Genomic DNA, 18703 nt, shown 5'->3' with positions numbered 1-18703 from the left:
GCCCCGGGTGACCTCGTGGCGCCCACGCCCTCACCCCCCTCGCAGTCCAGCCAGCACCTTCCCGCACAGCCTCAGCAGCTGCTCGTCGTCCGGGATGTCGCGGTGTCCGTACGCGCCCACGCGGGATCTGTGGCGGCGGGGGCGGGTCAGTTCCGTCGCGAGCAGGTCGCGCAGGGGCGCGGCGGCGGGGCCCATCGTGGTCAGGCAGCGGGCGATGGGGACACGGGTGCGCGGGTCCGCGGTCCAGGCGGCCCGGAAGACGGGCCGGGCCGGCTCGGGATCCCCGGCGATGCGCCAGAGCGCGCACGCGGCCGGTATCCGCTCCCGCACCGGCCCCGACCGGACGAGCCGGTGCAGCTCGGGCAGCGCGGCGCGCGCGGCCGGGCCCAGCCTGCCGAGTTGCCGGGCGGCGTCGCGCCGGACCGCCGGCTCGGGCCGGGCCAACTCGCGCAGCAGGACGGGGAGTACGGCGGAGGCGTCGCCGTCCGCCGCCCACAGCGCGCCCGCCGCGGCGGACGCGTGCCGGGTGCACAGCAGTGCGTGCAGAAGGGGGGCCGCCCGCGCGGCGGCGCCCAGGTCGGTCAACGTCCCGATCACCTGGCCGGCTATCGCGTCCCGCGCACCCAGGCCGTCGGGGGAGCCCGAGAGCAGCCGGAGCAGTTCCGGGACCGCGTCGCGGTCGCCGACGGCACCGACCGCCGTCACCAGCGGGGCGGCGAGCCGGGCCGCTGCGGGGGAGGCCAGCGCGACGCGGCCGAGCCGGTCACGCAGGGCGGGGGCCAGCGGGGCCGCGGCCCGGCCGAGGTGGGCGAGTTCGCAGCCCAGTCCGGCGGGTGCCGACGGGCCGGCCAGCAACTGGGCCAGGGCCGGGACCGCGCGGGGGTCACCGCTCCTGGCCAGCGCCTTGAGCGGGCCGCCCAGCGTGGGCGGACATCGCTCCCAGCGGTGCGTCCACAGGTCGGGCCGGGCCGTCACCAGTGCGTGCAGTTCGTCCGCCGCGGGCGCGGCCAGGGCGTACAGCTCCGCCAGCACCGAGACGGCCGCGTCCCGTAACCGGTCCTGCTCGGTGCCCAGCTGGGCACCGAGCAGCCGTACGGGCTCGTCGTACGCGCCGCGCCAGCCGCGGAACAGCCCCGCCGACATCCATGCGGCATTGCACCGGTCCACCGGGTCCGGACTGGCCAACTGGCCCGTGAGCAGGGCGATCCGGTCGGCCACGCGGTCACCGAGCGCGCCGTGCAGGGTACGCAGCAGCACGGCGCCCTGCTCGTCCGAGGGCCGCAGCCGCCGTATCCGGCGCACCAGGGTGTCCGTGCCGGAGTGCTCCTCGAACGGGCGGCGCTGCGCGGACCGCTCCTGCAGCAGCCGGACCGCCGCAGGCACGGTGTCGGCGGGGAGCCGGGCCGGTGCGCGCAGCGCCAGCTGGCCGAGCGCCGCCAGCCGCAGCCCCGGCGGATGGGGCGGCGCGCTCTGTTCGGCCAGGAGGTCCACCGCGCCGCCGGCGAGCGCGGGGTACCGGTGCGCGAACAGGCCGAGCGCCTCCGTGAGCGCGAGGAGCACGCAGTCGTCCCGCTCGGCCCGCAGCCGCCGCCGCAGCAGCTCCAGGACCCGCGGCGGATCATGCAGGAAGCGCACCAGGGCCCCGGCCGCCGTGCGGCGCACCGCGGGGTCCGGGTCCCCGGCGAGCGCGGTGAAGACCTCGGCGCCCGCGCACACCGCCTCCCGCGCCCTGCGGTCCCGCTCCGCGCCCTCGGCACTCTCGGCACCGATGCTGATCAGCAGCTCCACGATGCAGCCCCGGTCCGGCACCTCCTCGCGGGCCGCGAGCGCGAACAGGAACGGGACGCAGGCGAGCGTCGAGTCGTACACCCTTCCCCGGTGGTGCACCGCGCCGTACATCCGGTCGAGCGCGGTCGCCCGCTCGGCGGCGTCCGCGGACGCCAGCGCCCGTAACCATCCGGGCACGTCCTCCGCGCTGCCGTGCCCGTGCCGCAGCGAGGTCCAGTCGACCTCGTCGATCCCCGTGACCACGTTGTCCTCCCCAGGCGAATGCCACCTGATCGCGAGTGTGCACCACGGCACTGACAACGGCCCGGAGTCACCTGCTGACTGTGTGCGATCCGTCGGCGGTCACCGGCCACCGAACGACTCCGCGCGTCCCCGCGCGTGGAGGGGTCAGTTCAGGCCGGGCAGGGCGCGTTCCAGGATGGCGCCGAGGTCGGTTCCGGCGGACAGGGTGCCGAACGCGTGGCCCCAGTCGCCGCCCAGCCGGCTCGCGCAGAACGCGTCCGCGACCGGGTGCGGGGCGTACCTGACGAGCAGGGAGGCCTGGAGCGCGAGCGCCATCCGCTCGACCAGCCGGCGGGCACCCACCTGATCGGTTTCGGCCAATTGGGCCTTGAGTGCGGCCACGGCCGTGTCGAGGCGGGCATCCGCCCCGCGCGCGAGGTCGATCTCGGCGAACAGCGCCTGCGCGGTGTCCGTCTCACGGCCGAGGGCGCGCAGCACGTCGAGCGCGTTGACGTTCCCGGAGCCCTCCCAGATCGACAGCAGGGGAGCCTCCCGGTAGTGCCGGGGCATGCCGGAGTCCTCGACGTACCCGTTGCCGCCCAGGCATTCCAGGGCCTCGGCGGTGAAGGCCGGGCCCCGCTTGGTGACCCAGTACTTGCCGACGGCGGTGGCGATGCGCCGGAAGGCCCGCTCCCCGGCGTCCCCGCGCACCGCGCGGTCCGCCGCGCCGGCCAGTCGCAGCGTGAGCGTCGTCGCCGCCTCCGACTCCAGCGCGAGATCGGCCAGGACGTTGCGCATCAACGGCTGGTCGACGAGCCGCGCGCCGAACGCGCTGCGGTGCCGGGCGTGGTGCCCCGCCTCGACCAGCGTCTTGCGCATCAGGGTCGCCGAGGACATCACGCAGTCCAGCCGAGTGCAGTTGACCATCTCGATGATGGTCTTCACCCCTCGGCCCTCCGGCCCCACCAGCCAGGCCACGGTCCGGTCGAACTCCGGTTCCGAGGACGCGTTGGACCGGTTGCCCAGCTTGTCCTTGAGCCGCTGGATGCGGAAGGTGTTGCGGCTGCCGTCCGGCAGGATCCGCGGCACCAGGAAGCACGACAGTCCGCCCGGGGCCTGGGCGAGCACGAGGAAGACGTCACACATCGGCGCCGAGGTGAACCACTTGTGGCCGCGCAGCGTGTACACGCCCGCCTCGCCGGTCGGCGTGGCCGTGGTGGTGTTCGTCCGGACGTCGGAACCGCCCTGCTTCTCGGTCATGCCCATGCCGGCGAGCAGCCCCGGCTTCTCGGTGGGGACGCGCAGTCCGGGTGCGTACTCCCGGCTGGTGAGCAGCGGCTCGTACATCTTGGCGAGATCCGGCTGGGCGCGCAGTGCGGGCACCGCGGCGTAGGTCATCGACGTCGGGCAGCCGTGTCCCGCCTCCGTGTGCCCCCACACCAGTCCGCCCGCGGTCCGGGCCACGTGCGCGCCCGGCCGGTCGTCGGCCCAGGGGGCACCGGCCAGGCCCTCGGCGACCGCCGTCCGCATCAGATGGTGCCAGCTGGGGTGGAACTCCACCTCGTCGACGCGGTGGCCGTAGCGGTCGTGGGTGCGCAGCACCGGCTCGTGCCGGTTCGCCTCCTCGCCCCACTCCTGGGCCTCCGCGCTGCCGGCGCGCGCCCCCAGCCGCCGGATCCCGTCCTCGGCCCACTCCGCGCCCTCCCGGCGCAGCCCCTCCAGCAGGGCCGGATCGGCGGAGGCGTCGTACGGGGCCAGTGGCGGGGGCTGGTTGGTGACGTCGTGCGTGGCGTACTGCTGCCGGGACTGTGCCGGCACCTGCGACTGCTCCGGAATCGAGACCATGGGCAGCATGTTGCACTCTTCCTGCGGCTGTAGCAATGATGCAACAAGGAGCCGCACGTACAGTACGTGTCCATGCGCGTGAACGTCTCAGCGGAGCCGGACGCGGCCGGCCTGCGACCGCTGTCCGCCCGGTCGGTCGTGCTGAGCCTGCTCCTCGGTGTGCATCCGCCGGAGCTGCCGGTGAAGGACCTCGTCCGGCTCGTCGAGCCGTTCGGCGTCGGCGGCTCCACGCTGCGGGCGGCGCTGAGCCGGATGGTGGCCGCCGGGGACCTGCGGCGCGCGGACGCCGTCTACCGGCTCAGTGACCGGCTGCTGGCCCGGCAGCGCCGCCAGGACGACGCCGTGCGCCCGCGCACGCGCTCGTGGGACGGCGACTGGGAGATGGTGGTGATCACGGCGACCGGCCGCGGCCCCGCCGAACGCGCCGATCTACGTACCCGGTTGACCGCCCTGCGCCTGGCCGAACTCCGCGAGGGCGTGTGGCTGCGCCCGGCCAATCTCGACCGCCCCCTGCCGACGGGGCTGCGCCGGCTCGCCCTGACCTCGATCGCCCGCCCCGACGAGCCCGCGCGCGACCTGGCCGGCCGGCTCTGGCCGCTGGACGGGTGGGCCGCCGCCGCCCGCTCCCTGCTCGCCCACGCGACCCGGGCCGACCACCCGGCCGACCGGCTCACCGCGTACGCGGCGGCGGTCCGTCATCTGCTGACCGACCCGGTCCTGCCGTCCGGACTGCTGCCCGCCGACTGGCCGGGAGAGGACCTGCGGACGGCCTACGCCGGCTACCGGACCGAACTGGCCGCGGCACTGGGTGCGCAGGAAAGACGGTCTTGACCGCCCCGTGAGCCCGGCCCGGACACCAACACCGCGGGGCGAAACGGCCCTTGGCAAGAATTTGCTTGTCATGGAAGTCGCGTCATGTCAGAGTGGCGTCATCGCGACGAATGACTGGGGGATACAGCGATACACGGGGGACGGGGGAAAGAAGTCCCTTCTGCGTAGCGTGCGCTGAATGTTGCGCACCGGCCGACAAGCCCGATGGGTACCAGCTGCTACGGCGTTGACCACGCCGCGCGTGCCCAGTTCTACGGTTTGGATTCTGGTGATAGCGGAAGAAGTGTACGACCTTGTGCTGGACGACTTGTTCATCCAGCTCCATCAACTGGTTCCGGGAAGTTCCGTCTTCCTGAAGATCGAGGGGCTCAATCCCGCGGGCTCGGTGAAGCTCAAGACCGCGGTGGCCCTTGTCGAAGAAGCCGAGGCATCGGGACACCGCTTTCCGCGGACCCGGCTCATCGAATCGACCTCGGGAAACCTGGGCGTCGCCCTGGCGATGGTCTGCGCCGCCAAGGGCTACTCCCTCACCTGTGTCACCGACCCCAACGCCAACCCGCAGACGGTCCGCCTGATGGAGACCCTCGGCGCCGAGGTCGTGGTGGTGACCGTCCGGGACGGCAACGGCGGTTATCTGCAGTCCCGCATCGACTACATCCAGGAGCGCCTGCGCCGGGAGCCCGACCTGCACTGGCTCAACCAGTACGCCAACCCCGCAGGTCCGCAGGCCCACCGGCAGCGGACGGGCCGGTCCATCTCCGAGGCGCTGGGCCGGGTGGACTACGTCTTCGTCGGCGCCGGCACCACGGGGACGCTGATGGGGTGCGCGGAGTTCTTCCGTCGCCACAGCCCCGCGACCCGGATCATCGCCGTCGACAGCCTGGGGTCGGTGACTTTCGGGGGACCGGCCGCCCGCCGTCACATTCCCGGTCTCGGCACCAGCAGGCGGCCGGAAATCCTCACCGAGGCCCTGGTCGACGAAGTGGTGCTGGTATCCGAGGCGGAAGCCGTGGACATGTGCCGCGCCCTCGCCAGGGAACGCGGACTGCTGCTCGGCGGATCGACGGGAACGGTACTCAGCGCGGTGCAGAGCACGGCCAAGAAGATTCCGGACGGCAGTGTCGTCGTGGCGATCTCGCCGGACTTCGGCGACCGGTACCTCGACACCGTCTACAACGATTCCTGGGTGGCCGAGCGCTGGCCCGGACACCTCTGAAAGACCGTCACCGAACCAAAATGCTCGGGCGGCGTCCCGAGCCGGGGGAAAAGAAAAGTGTTCAATTTTGAAATAGTCGCCGGCGGCACCGTACGCACCGTGCTCCAGACCAGGCGGCGCGAAGTCCTGGACCTGGTGAGCCGCACCTACCGCATTCACGAGGCCGGCCAGACCGTCAATCCCGACAGCTACTTCCTGCGCTTCCCCGAGAAGCCGGATTCCCGCATCATCGCCCTGCCCGCCTTCCTCGGCCCCGAGGCCGGCGTCGCCGGCATCAAGTGGATCGCGAGCTTCCCCAAGAACACGGAGTCGGGCGCACCCCGCGCCTCCGCGGTGCTCGTCCTCAACGACTACGCGACGGGCTATCCCGTGGCCTGCCTGGAAGCCGCCTCGATCAGCTCCGCCCGCACCGCCGCCTCCGCGGCCGTCGCCGCCGCCGCGCTGCGCCCCGAGGGACACCAGGGCAAGACGATCGCGGTCGTGGGAGCCGGGGTCATCGCCCGCAACATCTGCGACTATCTGCACGCCGCGGACTGCGTCCCCGACTCCTACCTCGTCCATGACCTGCACGAGCCCTCCGGCCAGGCGCTGGTCGAGCACCTGCGCGGCACCCAGGACGTGCCCGCCGCCTTCACCACGGACCTCGACGAAGCCCTCGCGGCCGACACCGTCGTGTTCGCGACCACGGCTCTCAAGCCCTACGTCACCACGCCGTTCAAGCCCGGCCAGCTCGTCCTGCACATCTCGCTGCGCGACCTGGCTCCCGAAGTGATCCTGCAGGCCCAGAACGTACTGGACGACGTCGACCACTGCCTGAAGGCCGACACCTCGCCGCACCTCGCCGAACAGGCCACCGGATCCCGCGACTTCGTCACCGGCACCCTCGCCGGCGTACTGAACGGCGACGTGACACTCGACGACGGACGACCGGTGGTCTTCTCGCCCTTCGGCCTCGGTGTGCTGGACCTCGCGGTCGGCGCCTTCGTCCTCGAAGAGGCCCGCCGCGACGGCACGGCCGTCGAGATACCCGACTTCTTCGGGGAGACGCGCCGGTGGTGACCCCGATACGACCTTCCGCGGCGACCGTGGCGATCGTCGGCATGGGCTCCCGGGGCCTCGGGCTCCTGGAGCGCCTGGTCGCCCACTGCCTCACCCGCCCCGCGCCGGTGACCGTACATCTGGTGGACCCGCAGCCCGCCGGACCCGGCTTCCACCTGGCAGGCCAGCCCGACCACCTGCTGCTCAACACCGTCTGCTCCCAGCTGACGGCGTTCGCCGACGAGCAGATGGTCGAGGGCCCCGCACCGCTGCCCGGCCCCTCGCTCGCCGAGTGGTGCCAGGAGCGGGACCTGCGCCTCGCGGACGACGGGTACACCGTCCGCACGGGCGAGGGCCGCCCGATCCGGCCGAACGACTTCCTGCCCCGCAGGCTGCTCAGCGAGTACCTCGCCTGGGCCGCCGCCGAGATCGTCGCGGCCGCACCCGACTGCCTGACGGTCGTCCACCACCGCTGCGAGGCGGTCGACGTACGGCCCGGCCCCGACGGCCGTGAGGCGGTGGAACTCGCCGACGGCACCCTGCTCGACGCCGACGCCGTGTTCGTCACCGTCGGCCACCACTCCCTGTACCGACCGGCCGCACCGGCCACCGAACCGCGCCTGGTCACCCGCCCGTACCCGCTGCCCGAGGCGCTCGACGGCATCGCACCGGGCGACCGCGTGGCCGTGCTCGGCATGGGCCTCACCGCCATGGACGTCCTCGCGACCCTGACCCTGGGACGCGGCGGCCGGCACGAGGCGCACGCGTCCGGGCTGCGCTACGTACCGAGCGGGCGCGAGCCCGCCATCGTCCTCGCCAACCGCTCCGGCCTGCCCTCGCGCAGCCGGCCGTACCTCGCCCCCGACCGGGTGCGGAACGCACCGCTCGCCCTGACGGCGGACCGCGTCGCAGAGCTGCGCCGGCAGCGCCCCGACGGCCGCCTGTACTTCGGCGCGGACGTCCTGCCGCTGATCGAGGCGGAGATGGAACTCGCCTACTACCGCACCCTGCGGGCCCGCGAACGCGGGGACGCGGCGGCCGCGGGACGCGAGTTCGCCGACCGCGACCGGCAGGCCGGGTACCGGACGCTGCTCCAGGAGTGCCGTGAACGCTGGGGGCCGAGCCCGCTGAGCGGCGTCCTCGCCCCGGCCGGCGGGCACCAGTGGGCCGACCACGAGGCGTACACCCGCTGGTTCACCGGCGAGGTGGCGGCGGACCTGGCGGAGGCCCGCGCCGGACTCGGCGTCAGCCCCCTGAAGGAGGCGCTGGAAGTCCTGCGCGACCACCGGGACGTGCTGCGGACGGCCGTCGACGCGCCCGGCCTGGACGACGCGTCCCTGGCCGAGTTCTTCGGCGAGTTCAACGCCACCGTCAACCGGCTGGTCATCGGACCGCAGCTGGACCGCTCGGCCGAACTGCTGGCCCTCGTCGAGGCGGGCGTCGTCCGGCTCGGCCCCGGCCCGCGGCCCAAGGTCATCGCCCCGGCGGGGCAGGGCCCCTGGATCCTCGAATCCACCGCCCTGCGGCGGCCCGTGTCCTGCGAGGTCGACCACGTGGTGCACGCGCACGTCCGCGAGCCCGCCCCCGACCGCGTGCCCGGGTCCCTGCTCGGCACGCTCGTCGGCGCCGGCCGGGTCCGCACACTCGGTCCCCGCGGCGGCCCCGCGCACGGCCTGGAGGTCACCCGCGAGGGCCGGGGCGTCGGCACCGCCGGGGACGTCCAGCCCCGCCTGTTCTTCCTGGGCCCGCACACCGAGGGCTCCAGCTACTACAACCACTACGTCCCCTCTCCGGGCATGCCGTCCCGCGCACTGATGGACGCGGAACTCGCCCTGAGCACCTCCCTGCCGTCAGTGATCACGAGGAAGCGATGACCAACAGCGAGAAGTTCACGCCCTGGACGACGGAGTACCGGGCCGAGACACGGGCCGCGCAGGGCGACGGCTGGCGCGGCCCGGCCACGGGTGCCGTACCGCCGCCCGTCAGCCTCGCAGCGACCTTCGCCCGGGACGCCGAGTACCAGCTGCCCGGCGGGCTCGCGTATCTGCGGGACCAGGGCAGCCCCGGCTACGAGCAGGTCGAGAACGTGGTCGCGGGCCTGGAGGGCGGCTCCGAGGCCCTGGTGTTCTCCTCCGGCATGGCGGCGGCCACCGCGGTGTTCCAGGTGCTGCCCGGCGGCTCCCGGGTCGTCGTGCCCAGGACGATGTACTTCGGTCTGACCAAGTGGCTGACGGAGTTCGGGCCGCAGCGCGGCCTGGAGGTCGTCCAGGTGCCCATGGACGACCTGGACGCCGTGTCCGCGGCCGTCGCCGCCGCCCCCACCGCCCTGGTGTGGGTGGAGAGCCCGGCCAATCCCACCTGGACGGTCACCGACGTGGCGGCCGTCGGCGAGATCGCCCACCGCGCCGGCGCGCTCTTCGGCGTCGACAACACCGTGCCCACCCCCGTGCACAGCCGCCCGTTCGACCTCGGCGCCGACCTGATCATGCACTCGGGCACCAAGTACCTCAACGGGCACACCGATGTCGTCGCGGGCTTCCTCGTGCTGGCACCGGAGCGGACCGAGGCCCGCGAGACCGTCTGGGAGCGGCTGCGCCTCCACCGCAGGCTGACCGGCCCGCTCCTCGGCCCGCTGGAGACGTACCTGCTGATGCGCGGCATACGCACGCTGTTCCCGCGTATGCGGCAGATATCGGCCACCGCGCTCGCGCTCGCCGAGCACTTCGCCGAGCACCCGCTGGTCGGCCGGGTCGCCTATCCCGGCCTGCCCACGGACCCCGGGCACGAGATCGCCGCCCGCCAGATGACCGGCGGATTCAGCGGCATGCTCTCCCTGCACGTCGCCGGGGACTGGCAGCGCTCGCTGCGCGTCGCCCAGAACTGCCAACTCTTCATCCGGGCAACTTCCTTGGGCGGCGTGGAAAGTCTCATCGAACACCGCTATACCTTCGAGGGGCCGGGCAGCACCGCACCGAAGGACATGATCCGCCTCTCCATCGGCCTGGAGAGCCCGGCCGATCTCGTCGCCGATCTGGAACAGGCCCTGGAAAGGGCTGCGAAGGAAGACAGTTGAGCCCCGAGTCCCCCGACACAGACACCACCCCAGGCGCGGCGCACACCGCCGCGCCGGCCTCACCTCCCGGCCGCTCCGCACCGGAGCGGCCCGGGGGGCCGGAGCCGGCCGGCGAACCGGGGCCGGCGGGCCGGCCCCGGCTGCTGCGCGACGCGTCGCTGTCCGCCGTGCTGGCGGGCTTCGTGGCCGTCGTCGTGTCCTACTCCGGACCGCTGGTCATCGTGCTGTCGGCGGCCTCGGCCGGACACCTCGACACCGCGCAGACCAGTTCCTGGGTATGGGCCATCTCCATCGGCAGCGGCCTGACCTGCATCGCGCTGAGCCTGCGCACCCGGATGCCCGTCATCACGGCCTGGTCGACGCCGGGAGCGGCGCTCCTGGTCACGAGCCTCGGCGCGTACTCCTACGCCGAGGCCATCGGCGCGTTCCTCATCACGGGCGCCGTCATCACACTGGTCGGGCTGACCGGGGTGTTCGGATGGCTGATGCGGCAGGTGCCGACGGCGGTCGTCTCGGCGATGCTGGCGGGCATCCTGTTCAGCTTCGGCACCCACGTCTTCACCTCGCTGAAGACGGCACCGGTGATCGCCGGAGCCGTGCTGGTGGCCTACCTCGTGGGCAAGCGGCTGCTGCCCCGGTACGCGGTGCTGATCGCGCTGGCCGTGGGGGTCGTGGGCAGCGCGGCCACCTCGAAGCTGCACGTCCACGTGGACAAGATCGAGCTGGCCCGGCCGGTGCTCACCACCCCGGCGTTCTCCGTCGCGTCGCTCGTCGGTATCGCGGTGCCGATGATCCTGGCCACCCTCGCCTCGCAGAACGCCCCCGGCATGGCGGTGCTCTCCGCCTCCGGCTACGAGGCCGAGGACCGTCTGCTCATCGGCAGCACCGGACTGGTGTCCACCGCGCTCGCCCCCTTCGGCTCGCACGCGATCAACCTGGCCGCGATCACCGCCGCGATCTGCACCGGCCCGGAGTCGCACCCGGATCCGCGCCGCCGCTATGTGGCCGGTGTGTCGTGCGGCGCGTTCTACCTGCTGATCGGGGCCTTCGGATCCACGCTGGTGGCCTTCTTCGCCGGGCTGCCCAAGGAGCTGGTCGCCGCCATCGCGGGGGTCGCCCTGCTCGGGGCGCTCGCCGGTGGCATCACCGGAGCGGTCAAGGAGGAGAAGGACCGTGAGGCCGCGCTGATCACGTTCCTGGCCACCGCGTCCGGCGTCACCCTCTTCGGCATCGGCTCCGCCTTCTGGGGCCTGGTCTTCGGCGTCGCCGCCCATCTCGTGCTGTCCGGGCGGTGGCGCGGCAGGACCGCCGCCGCGTGACCACGGCCGGGCCGCCGCGGCGGCCCGGCCGAGGTGACCCGGCCCGCACGCCGGGCCGGGGTCACTTGTAGGTGATGTCCGAGGCGGCGTACTTGCAGTACGTCCCGTCCGGGCCCGAGCCGTTCGTGGTCGGTTCCTTGCCCGTGTTGTTGCCGAGGTACTTCTGGCACGGAACGATCTTCTTGCTGCTGTCCCCGACGACGGTGATGTTCTTCAGGGTCGCGCTGTCACCGTAGTTGGTGTTGATCCCGACGAGCTTGCTGCCCTTGTACGTCGCCTCGATGCCGTTGAGGTTGATCGTCCGCTTGTACTGCGTCTTGCAGTTGCCGCAGGAGCGGGCGAACGTGCCGAAGTTCCGCACGGCGAAGCCGGAGACGTTCAGCGTGCCGGCGCCGTTGAACTGGAACACCTTGTCGTCGGCCTCCTTCGCCCCGCCGCCGCTGACGGTGTAGACGTCGGACGACGAGGAGCCGAGGAAGGTGGCCGCGTCCTCGCCGACGTCCTCCCACCACACGTTCTGCAGTGTGCAGCTGCCGAGGCAGTGGATGCCGTCCGCGGCGGGGGAGCCGATGACGACGTTCTTGAGGACCGCCCCGGGGGCGAGTTCCAGGATCGGCCCCTGGTCCTCGTCCTGGCTGCCGCTGCCGAGGTCGCCGGAGCCGTAGAGCCGCTTCATCCCGTAGTCCTTGGTACCGGACACCGAGATGGTGGCGGAGACCGCCTGGCTGCCGCTGGGGGTCGGCCAGGTGGCCGCGCCCGCCGGCGTCGGGGATGTCATGATCATGCCAAAAGAGAGGCCGAGGGTCGCGATGCCGCCCAGCAGGGCGCGCGACGGTACGCGTGAGGTCATGTCCCGGATGCCTTCTTCCGAGTGGGGGTCGGTCGGACATGGATGTGAAGCGCTTGCATCAGTGTGCACGGCAGGGCGTGCCTGCCTGCGCCTACTGGTCGCATGAGCCAACCATGTCGACTCGTCGGTCATGCTGATGAACGGACCGTAGAGGGTAAGCGCTTTCTGGTCAACGCCTCGAGCGGAGTGCGTTGCGGTGGTCGCCCCCTCCGTGGGAGCGCTTTTCGGCGCCGAGCAGTGTCGTCCTTTCTGCCTCCTTTTGCCCTGAAAAGTCTGGGATGGCCGGCGTGGTTGAGGGCACTCGGGGGACACCTGAGATGGATCCCACCCGAGGAGAGTCATGGCTGAGCAGAAGTCGTCGGCCCTCACGGCGCCCCTGCGCGGCGCGGCCTCGGTACTGCGCAGGGTGCCCGGCGCCGGAACGGTGAGCAGAGCCGCCGAGGAAACACTGGACAAGATCGGCGCCGTCTCGCCGCGAGGACGGCGCATGGCGGTGTACACGGGGGCCGGAGTGCTGGGCGTCGCGGGCGTGGTGGAGTGGCCGGTGGCCCTCACCGGCGCGGCCGTGGCCTGGCTCACCCAGCCCCGGCCGGCGGAGGGCGAGGGCGCGCGGGGCCCCGAACCCCCGCACGATCTCGGCACCGCGGCCCTCAGGTCCGGCGCCGGCAAGGGGACGCACGGGCACGGCGGGACGGCCGGGCCGGCGGGCACCGGACGAGCGAAGGAAGCCGGCCGCGCCGCGGCCACCAGCCCGCCCGAGGCCGCCCAGGGAGTCAGGGCGTCCGCGGCCAAGACGTCCTCGGGCCCGCTCGGCCCGGCCGCGCGGCCGGACCGTACGACGCTGTGAGGAGGCCGTGGCGAGCGGGCCAGATGCTCTCCGGTCCTCTCGGGCCGGCCGTTACGACGCTGTGAGGAGGTCATGGTGCTCGGTCTGCTGACGGCACCCTCGGCCGTCGTTCGCCTCCTGCCCGCGGCGCCTCGGCTGCTCGCGCGGGCTGCGGCACCGGCGGTCGGAGCGGCCGCCGGTGCCGCAGCCCGAACGGCGCGCGCCGGCGTGCGCGGCGCCGACGCCACCGTGCGGGTCGCGCGGGTGGCCCGCAACGCGCTGCCCGGAGCCGGCGACCACTGGCGGGCCGGCGCCCGCGCCCATCTGGCCGTCCGCCCGCTGGAGCCGGACCAGGCGCGGCACGCGGGAGGTACGGCGCAGTTGGCGCGCCGGGTGGCCGACGTGCTGGCCGACCACCCCGACGTGCTCTTCGCCTACTGGGACCAGGGGCTGGCCCGCCTGGTGGTGGCCGCGACCGAGGAGCGGGTCGCCGACCGGGTCATGGACCACGCGGCCGACGTGGCCGCGCGCCACGGCCTCGTCCTGGCGGGCGGCGACGTCGAGGAGACCACGCACCCGGCCGACCCGGCCGGCGTGCGCGCCGCGGTGGCCACGCTCGTCGCCGACGGCGTGGGGATCGCCATCGGCGTGACCGCGTACACGCTGCGGCTGCCGCCCTCGCCCCGGGTGGTGACCGCGGTGGTGACCCTGCTGCGGGAGAACCCCCGGTTCCGTGCCCGGCTGCGCGCCCGGATCGGCGACGCTCCGATGGACATCCTGCTGGCCTGTGCGAACGCCGCCGCGCACGGCGTCGGTCAGACGCCTGCCTCCCTGCTGCTCGACGGCGTCCTGCGCGCCTGCCAGCTGGCCGAGACGGTGGCCCGCGCGGCCGCCTTCGACTCCGTGCACGACCGGCTGTGCTCGCCCGACCGGGTCAGCCTCGCCGCGGCGGGTGCGCCACGCCCGCCAGTGCGCCGGTCCCCGGCCGAGGAGTACGCGACCCACGCCTCCGCGGGCAGCGTCCTCGGCGCGGCGGCCACCCTGCTGGTCAAGCACGACGGCACCGAGGCGGCCGAGGCGGTGCTGGCCGGCTCGCCGAAGGCCGCCCGCTACGGTCCCGCCGCCTTCCACGCCGTGCTCAGCGCCGCACTGGCCCGGACGGGCGTGCTGGTCCGCGCCCCGGAGCGGCTGCGCCAGCTGGAGTTGACCGGCACGGTCGTCCTGCACCACGGCGCGCTGCGCACCGAGGACGGCGAGGCCGACCCGTGGGCCGAACCGCTGCTGGACGCGGCCCGCCGGGCCGGGCTCCGGGTCGTCCTGGTGGACGATCCGGCCCTGGAGGACTTCACCGGTCTCGCCGACTCGGTCGTCGACGCCCGCCGGCCGCTGGACGACGTGGTGTACGAGGCGCGCGGCGACGGGGGTGCCGTACTGGTGGTCGCCCGGGTGCGGGACGGTGACGGGGACGACGTGCCGGCCGCACTGCGTGCCGCCGATGTCGCCGTCGCCCTGGCCGACCGGGACGGCGCGGTCGTCTGGGGCGCGGACATCCTCGCTCTGCACGGTCTGCCCGACGCGTGGCGGGTGCTGACCGCGATCCCGGTCGCCCGCAAGGTGGGCCACCGGGCCCAGACCCTGGCGCGCTCCGGAGCCGCGCTGTCCGGGCTGCTGGTCGCCGTCGGCGAGTCCGGCGGCGGAAGCGGTCGCCGGGCCCTGCTGCCGGGGCTGCGGCACGCCCCCGTCGACATCGGCGCCGCTACGGCGCTGCTGTCCGGGGTGCGGGGAGCGCTCGGCGTGGCGGCGGCGCGTGCCCCCCACCCGCGCCCCCGGGTGCACTGGCACGAACTGGACCCCGATCAGGCCCGGGAACGCCTGGAACACGAACCGGCCGCCGACACCGGTCCGTTCGACGAGCTGACCGGCCGGGTACGCAGGGCGGCCGAGGGCGTCGCCCACCATCCGGCCGCCGCGCCCGCCCGCTGGTCCTACCGGCTGGGCCGGGCCGTCCGGGGGGAACTCCAGGACCCCCTCACCCCGGTGCTGGCGGTCGGTTCGGCGGCGTCGGCGATCCTCGGCTCGGTCGTGGACGCGCTGCTCGTGGTCGGTGCCCTCGATCTGAACGCCCTGGTCGGCGGCTTCCAGCGGCTGCGGGCCGAGCGGGCGTTGTCCGGTCTGGTCGAGGAACAGCAGCAGCAGGCGCGGCTCGTGCCCCCGGAGGACGAGGCACCGGCCGGCGGGATCCGCACCGTGACGGCCGGCCGGCTCCGGCCGGGCCATGTGATCCAGCTGAAGGCGGACGACGTGGTGCCCGCCGACGCCCGGCTGCTGTGGCAGGACGGTCTGGAGGTGGACGAGTCCGCGCTCACCGGCGAGTCGCTGCCGGTGGAGAAGCAGACGGACCCCACTCCGCATGCCCCGGTGGCCGACCGGCGGTGCATGGTCTTCGAGGGGACGATCGTGGTGGCGGGGCAGGCGCGGGCCGTCGTGGTGGACACCGGCGACCGTACCGAGGCCGCCCGTGCCGTCCACCTCGCCGCCCGCACGCCTCCGGCCGGCGGGGTGCAGGCCAGGCTCCAGGAACTCACCCGCAAGGCGCTGCCCCTGACGCTGGCGGGCGGCGCCGCGGTGACCGGCCTGGCACTGGTGCGCGGCACCCCGATCCACGAGGCGGTCAGCGGCGGGGTGGCGGTGGCCGTGGCGGCCGTGCCGGAAGGGCTGCCGCTGGTGGCGACGGTCGCGCAGCTGGCGGCCGCCCGGCGGCTGAGCCGGGGCGGTGTCCTGGTCCGCACTCCGCGCTCGCTGGAGGCGCTGGGCCGCATGGACACCGTCTGCTTCGACAAGACCGGCACGCTCACCGAGAACCGGCTGCGGCTGGTGCGCGCTTCCGACGCGGAGGGCACGGTCCATGCCGTGGACGATCCCGGTTCCGCGGCGACGATCCGGGCCGCCGCGCGGGCCTGTCCGCAGCTGAACGGCGACTCCGGTCAGCCGGTGCACGCCACCGACGAGGCGGTGCTGACCGCGGCGGAGCCCGATCCGGACTGGACACAGCTCGCCGGTCTGGCGTTCGAGGCCGCCCGCGGGTACGCCGCCGCCGTCGGCCGCGGCGAGGACGGCTCGGTCGTGCTGGTGGTCAAGGGCGCCCCGGAAACCGTGCTGCCCGCCTGCTCCGGCCTGCCGGCCCACGCCTCCGACGCCGCGCAGGCGCTGGCCGGGGGCGGCCTGCGGGTGCTGGCGGTGGCCGGGCGCCGGCTCGGCGCGGACGAGCGGGAGTCCGAGGTCCTGGAACGGCCGCTGGAGCGGCTGGAGTTCACCGGCCTGCTGGCCCTGTCCGACGTACCGCGCGAGACCTCCACGGCGCTCGTGAGCGGGCTGAACGGGGCAGGCGTACGACCGGTCATGCTCACCGGCGACCATCCGCAGACCGCGCGGGCGATCGCCGCCGATCTGGGCTGGCCCGAGGACACCGTGGTGGTCACTGGTGACGAGCTGGCCGCGGCGGACCGTGCGGCCCGGGCCCGGATGCTGCGCGACGCGGGCGTGGTGGCCCGGGTGGCGCCCGAGCAGAAGCTCCATGTCGTGGAGGCGCTGCGGGACGCGGGCCGGGTGGTCGGCATGGTCGGCGACGGCGCCAACGACGCCGCGGCGATCCGGGCCGCGGACATCGGCGTCGGCATCAGCGCGCGGGGCTCGGCCGCGGCGCGCAACGCCGCGGACATCGTGCTGACCGACGACGACCTGACGGTGCTGATCGACGCGGTCGGCGAGGGCCGCGCCCTGTGGCACAGCGTGGCCGACGCCATCGCCATCCTGATCGGCGGCAACGCGGGCGAGATCGGCTTCGGCATCCTCGGGACGCTGCTGTCCGGGCGGGCGCCGCTGTCCACCCGGCAGATGCTCATGGTGAACCTGTTCACCGACCTGTTCCCGTCGATGGCGGTGGCGGTGACCGAGAAGGAGGGTGAGGCGGACCTCGCCAACGTGGAGGAGGCCGCCGGCGTGCTGGGCGAGCCCCTGCTGCGGCAGATCCGGCACCGGGCTCTGACCACCTGCCTGGGCGCGCTCACGGCCTGGCTGATCGGCCGGTTCACGCCGGGCACCGCCCGCCGCTCCAGCACCATGGCGCTGTGCGGGGTGGTCGGCACCCAGCTCGTGCAGACCCTGCTGGACCGGCGGGACAGCCGGCTGGTGCAGATCACGTCGCTGGGCTCCGCCCTGGCCCTGGTCGCCGCGGTGCAGATCCCGGGTGTCAGCCGGGCGTTCGGCTGCACGCCGCTCGGCCCGGTCGCCTGGGCCGGTGTCGTGGCCGCGATCGCGCTGGCGCTGGCGGGCCAGCGGACCCTGCCCCGCCTGGAGGGAACCATCAGCCGCCTGCTGCCGACGTGACCGGGGGCCGTCGCCCGGCGAGAGCCCGCCCGGCACGGTCAGCTCGGCAACGGCCCTCCCGGCGACGGCCCGCCGCCCGTGGGCGCAGCCCGGCCGGTGAGGCCCGGCGGGTGAGGCCCATGGCCGTGGTCCGGCGGGTGAGGCCGGCGGGCGTGGGCCGGCGGTTCCGGGCCGGGCTCAGACGGAACGGTGGTACTGGTCCGGCACCCGGACCGGCGCCCCCAGCTCGCGTGCGGCGTGCCGGGCCCAGGACGGGTTGCGCAGCAGCTCACGGCCGAGCAGCACCGCGTCGGCCTCGCCGTTCGACAGGATCTTCTGGGCCTGTCCGGCCTCGGTGATCAGACCCACGGCGGCGACCGGCAGCGGGGTCTCGGTCTTCACCCGGGAGGCGAACGGGACCTGGTAGCCGGGTCCGGTCGGGATGCTGACACCGGCCGCGTTGCCGCCGGTGGAGACGTCCAGCAGGTCGACGCCGTGGGCGTGCAGGTCGCGGGCGAAGCGGACCGTGTCGTCCGGCGTCCAGCCGGCCTCCTCCAGCCAGTCGGTCGCGGAGATGCGGAAGAACACCGGCTTGTCGGCGGGCCACACCTCCCGTACGGCGTCCACGGCCTCCAGGGCGAACCGGGTGCGGTTCTCGTACGAGCCGCCGTAGGCGTCGGTGCGGCGGTTGGAGTGCGGGGAGAGGAACTCGTTGATCAGATAGCCGTGGGCGCCGTGGATCTCCACGACCTCGAAGCCCGCGGCGTGCGCCCGGCGGGCCGCGGCGGCGAACTGACCGACGATCTCCTCGATCCGCTCCACCGTCAGCTCGGTGGGTGTCCGGTGGCGTTCGTCGAACGGCACCGCGCTGGGGCCGAGCGGCTGCCAGCCGTGCGCCTCCGGTCCGACGGGCGCGCCGCCCTTCCAGGGCTGGTCGGTGGACGCCTTGCGGCCGCCGTGACCGATCTGGATCCCCGGCACGGTGCCCTGGGCCACGAGGAAGCGGGTGATCCGGCGGAAGGCCTCCACCTGGGTGTCGTTCCACAGCCCGAGGTCGTACGGGGAGATCCGGCCCTCGGGCGAGACCGCGGTGGCCTCGACCAGGATCAGACCGGTGCCGCCGGTGGCCCGCGCCGCGTAGTGCGCGAAGTGCCAGTCGTGCGGGGCGCCCACGAGCGGGCCCTCCGGCTCGGCCGAGTACTGGCACATCGGGGCCATCCACACCCGGTTCGGGATGGTCACTTCGCGCAGGGTGAGGGGCTCGAAGAGGGCACTCACGACGGACTCCATTCGTCACGGACCGCTGGTGGCTTCGTACGGTACCCCTCGT

The 18703-nt window shown here is 74.1% G+C and carries 12 protein-coding genes; 8 read left to right on the top strand and 4 right to left on the bottom strand.

Features of this window, described 5'->3' with window-relative positions; genetic code table 11:
* Nucleotides 1-30 precede the first annotated feature (30 nt).
* Entirely contained in the window at nt 31-2031 is a 2001-nt protein-coding gene (locus ACZ7KF_RS20655) for a HEAT repeat domain-containing protein (protein ID WP_471076739.1), read from the bottom strand.
* Nucleotides 2032-2175: 144 nt separating this feature from the next.
* Complete coding sequence (locus ACZ7KF_RS20650) at nt 2176-3855, bottom strand: acyl-CoA dehydrogenase family protein (RefSeq protein ID WP_471076736.1); 1680 nt, start codon at nt 3853-3855, stop codon at nt 2176-2178.
* 72 nt (nt 3856-3927) lie between these two features.
* Between ACZ7KF_RS20650 and ACZ7KF_RS20645 the strand changes: the two genes are divergently transcribed.
* From ACZ7KF_RS20645 to ACZ7KF_RS20620, 6 genes are all read left to right on the top strand, one after another.
* Complete coding sequence (locus ACZ7KF_RS20645) at nt 3928-4686, top strand: PaaX family transcriptional regulator C-terminal domain-containing protein (RefSeq protein ID WP_471076733.1); 759 nt, start codon at nt 3928-3930, stop codon at nt 4684-4686.
* A 295-nt stretch (nt 4687-4981) separates the two neighbouring features.
* Nucleotides 4982-5902: a 2,3-diaminopropionate biosynthesis protein SbnA gene (sbnA, locus tag ACZ7KF_RS20640; protein ID WP_471076730.1), complete on the top strand. Its 921-nt coding sequence runs from the start codon at nt 4982-4984 to the stop codon at nt 5900-5902.
* 57 nt (nt 5903-5959) lie between these two features.
* Nucleotides 5960-6961: a 2,3-diaminopropionate biosynthesis protein SbnB gene (gene sbnB / locus ACZ7KF_RS20635; protein ID WP_471076727.1), complete on the top strand. Its 1002-nt coding sequence runs from the start codon at nt 5960-5962 to the stop codon at nt 6959-6961.
* Nucleotides 6958-8814 carry an FAD/NAD(P)-binding protein gene (locus ACZ7KF_RS20630; RefSeq protein ID WP_471076724.1) on the top strand — a complete coding sequence of 619 codons (1857 nt, stop codon included), beginning with the start codon at nt 6958-6960 and terminating at the stop codon, nt 8812-8814. The genes sbnB and ACZ7KF_RS20630 overlap by 4 nt, the downstream gene beginning before the upstream one ends.
* Complete coding sequence (locus ACZ7KF_RS20625; RefSeq protein WP_471076721.1) at nt 8811-10013, top strand: trans-sulfuration enzyme family protein; 1203 nt, start codon at nt 8811-8813, stop codon at nt 10011-10013. The genes ACZ7KF_RS20630 and ACZ7KF_RS20625 overlap by 4 nt, the downstream gene beginning before the upstream one ends.
* On the top strand, nt 10010-11332 hold the full coding sequence (locus tag ACZ7KF_RS20620; RefSeq protein WP_471076718.1) for a benzoate/H(+) symporter BenE family transporter: 1323 nt from the start codon (nt 10010-10012) through the stop codon (nt 11330-11332). The genes ACZ7KF_RS20625 and ACZ7KF_RS20620 overlap by 4 nt, the downstream gene beginning before the upstream one ends.
* Nucleotides 11333-11393: 61 nt before the next feature.
* Here ACZ7KF_RS20620 and ACZ7KF_RS20615 read toward each other — a convergent pair whose 3' ends face one another.
* Complete coding sequence (locus tag ACZ7KF_RS20615) at nt 11394-12182, bottom strand: pectate lyase (protein WP_471076715.1); 789 nt, start codon at nt 12180-12182, stop codon at nt 11394-11396.
* Nucleotides 12183-12522: 340 nt separating this feature from the next.
* On the opposite strand from ACZ7KF_RS20615, the gene ACZ7KF_RS20610 reads away from it, so the two are divergent.
* Both ACZ7KF_RS20610 and ACZ7KF_RS20605 read left to right on the top strand, forming a co-directional pair.
* A complete protein-coding gene (locus tag ACZ7KF_RS20610; RefSeq protein ID WP_471076713.1) occupies nt 12523-13029 on the top strand; it encodes a hypothetical protein in 507 nt (168 codons plus the stop codon).
* A 72-nt stretch (nt 13030-13101) separates the two neighbouring features.
* A complete protein-coding gene (locus ACZ7KF_RS20605; protein WP_471076710.1) occupies nt 13102-17394 on the top strand; it encodes an HAD-IC family P-type ATPase in 4293 nt (1430 codons plus the stop codon).
* A gap of 177 nt (nt 17395-17571) precedes the next feature.
* Here the strand turns inward: ACZ7KF_RS20605 and ACZ7KF_RS20600 are convergent, their stop codons facing one another.
* Nucleotides 17572-18651 (bottom strand): NADH:flavin oxidoreductase/NADH oxidase, encoded by a 1080-nt coding sequence (locus ACZ7KF_RS20600; protein WP_471076707.1) that lies wholly within the window; start codon nt 18649-18651, stop codon nt 17572-17574.
* Nucleotides 18652-18703: the final 52 nt, after the last annotated feature.

It is taken from the genome of Streptomyces sp. NPDC038200, assembly GCF_055600785.1.
This window is presented reverse-complemented; position numbering and strand designations above follow the sequence as displayed.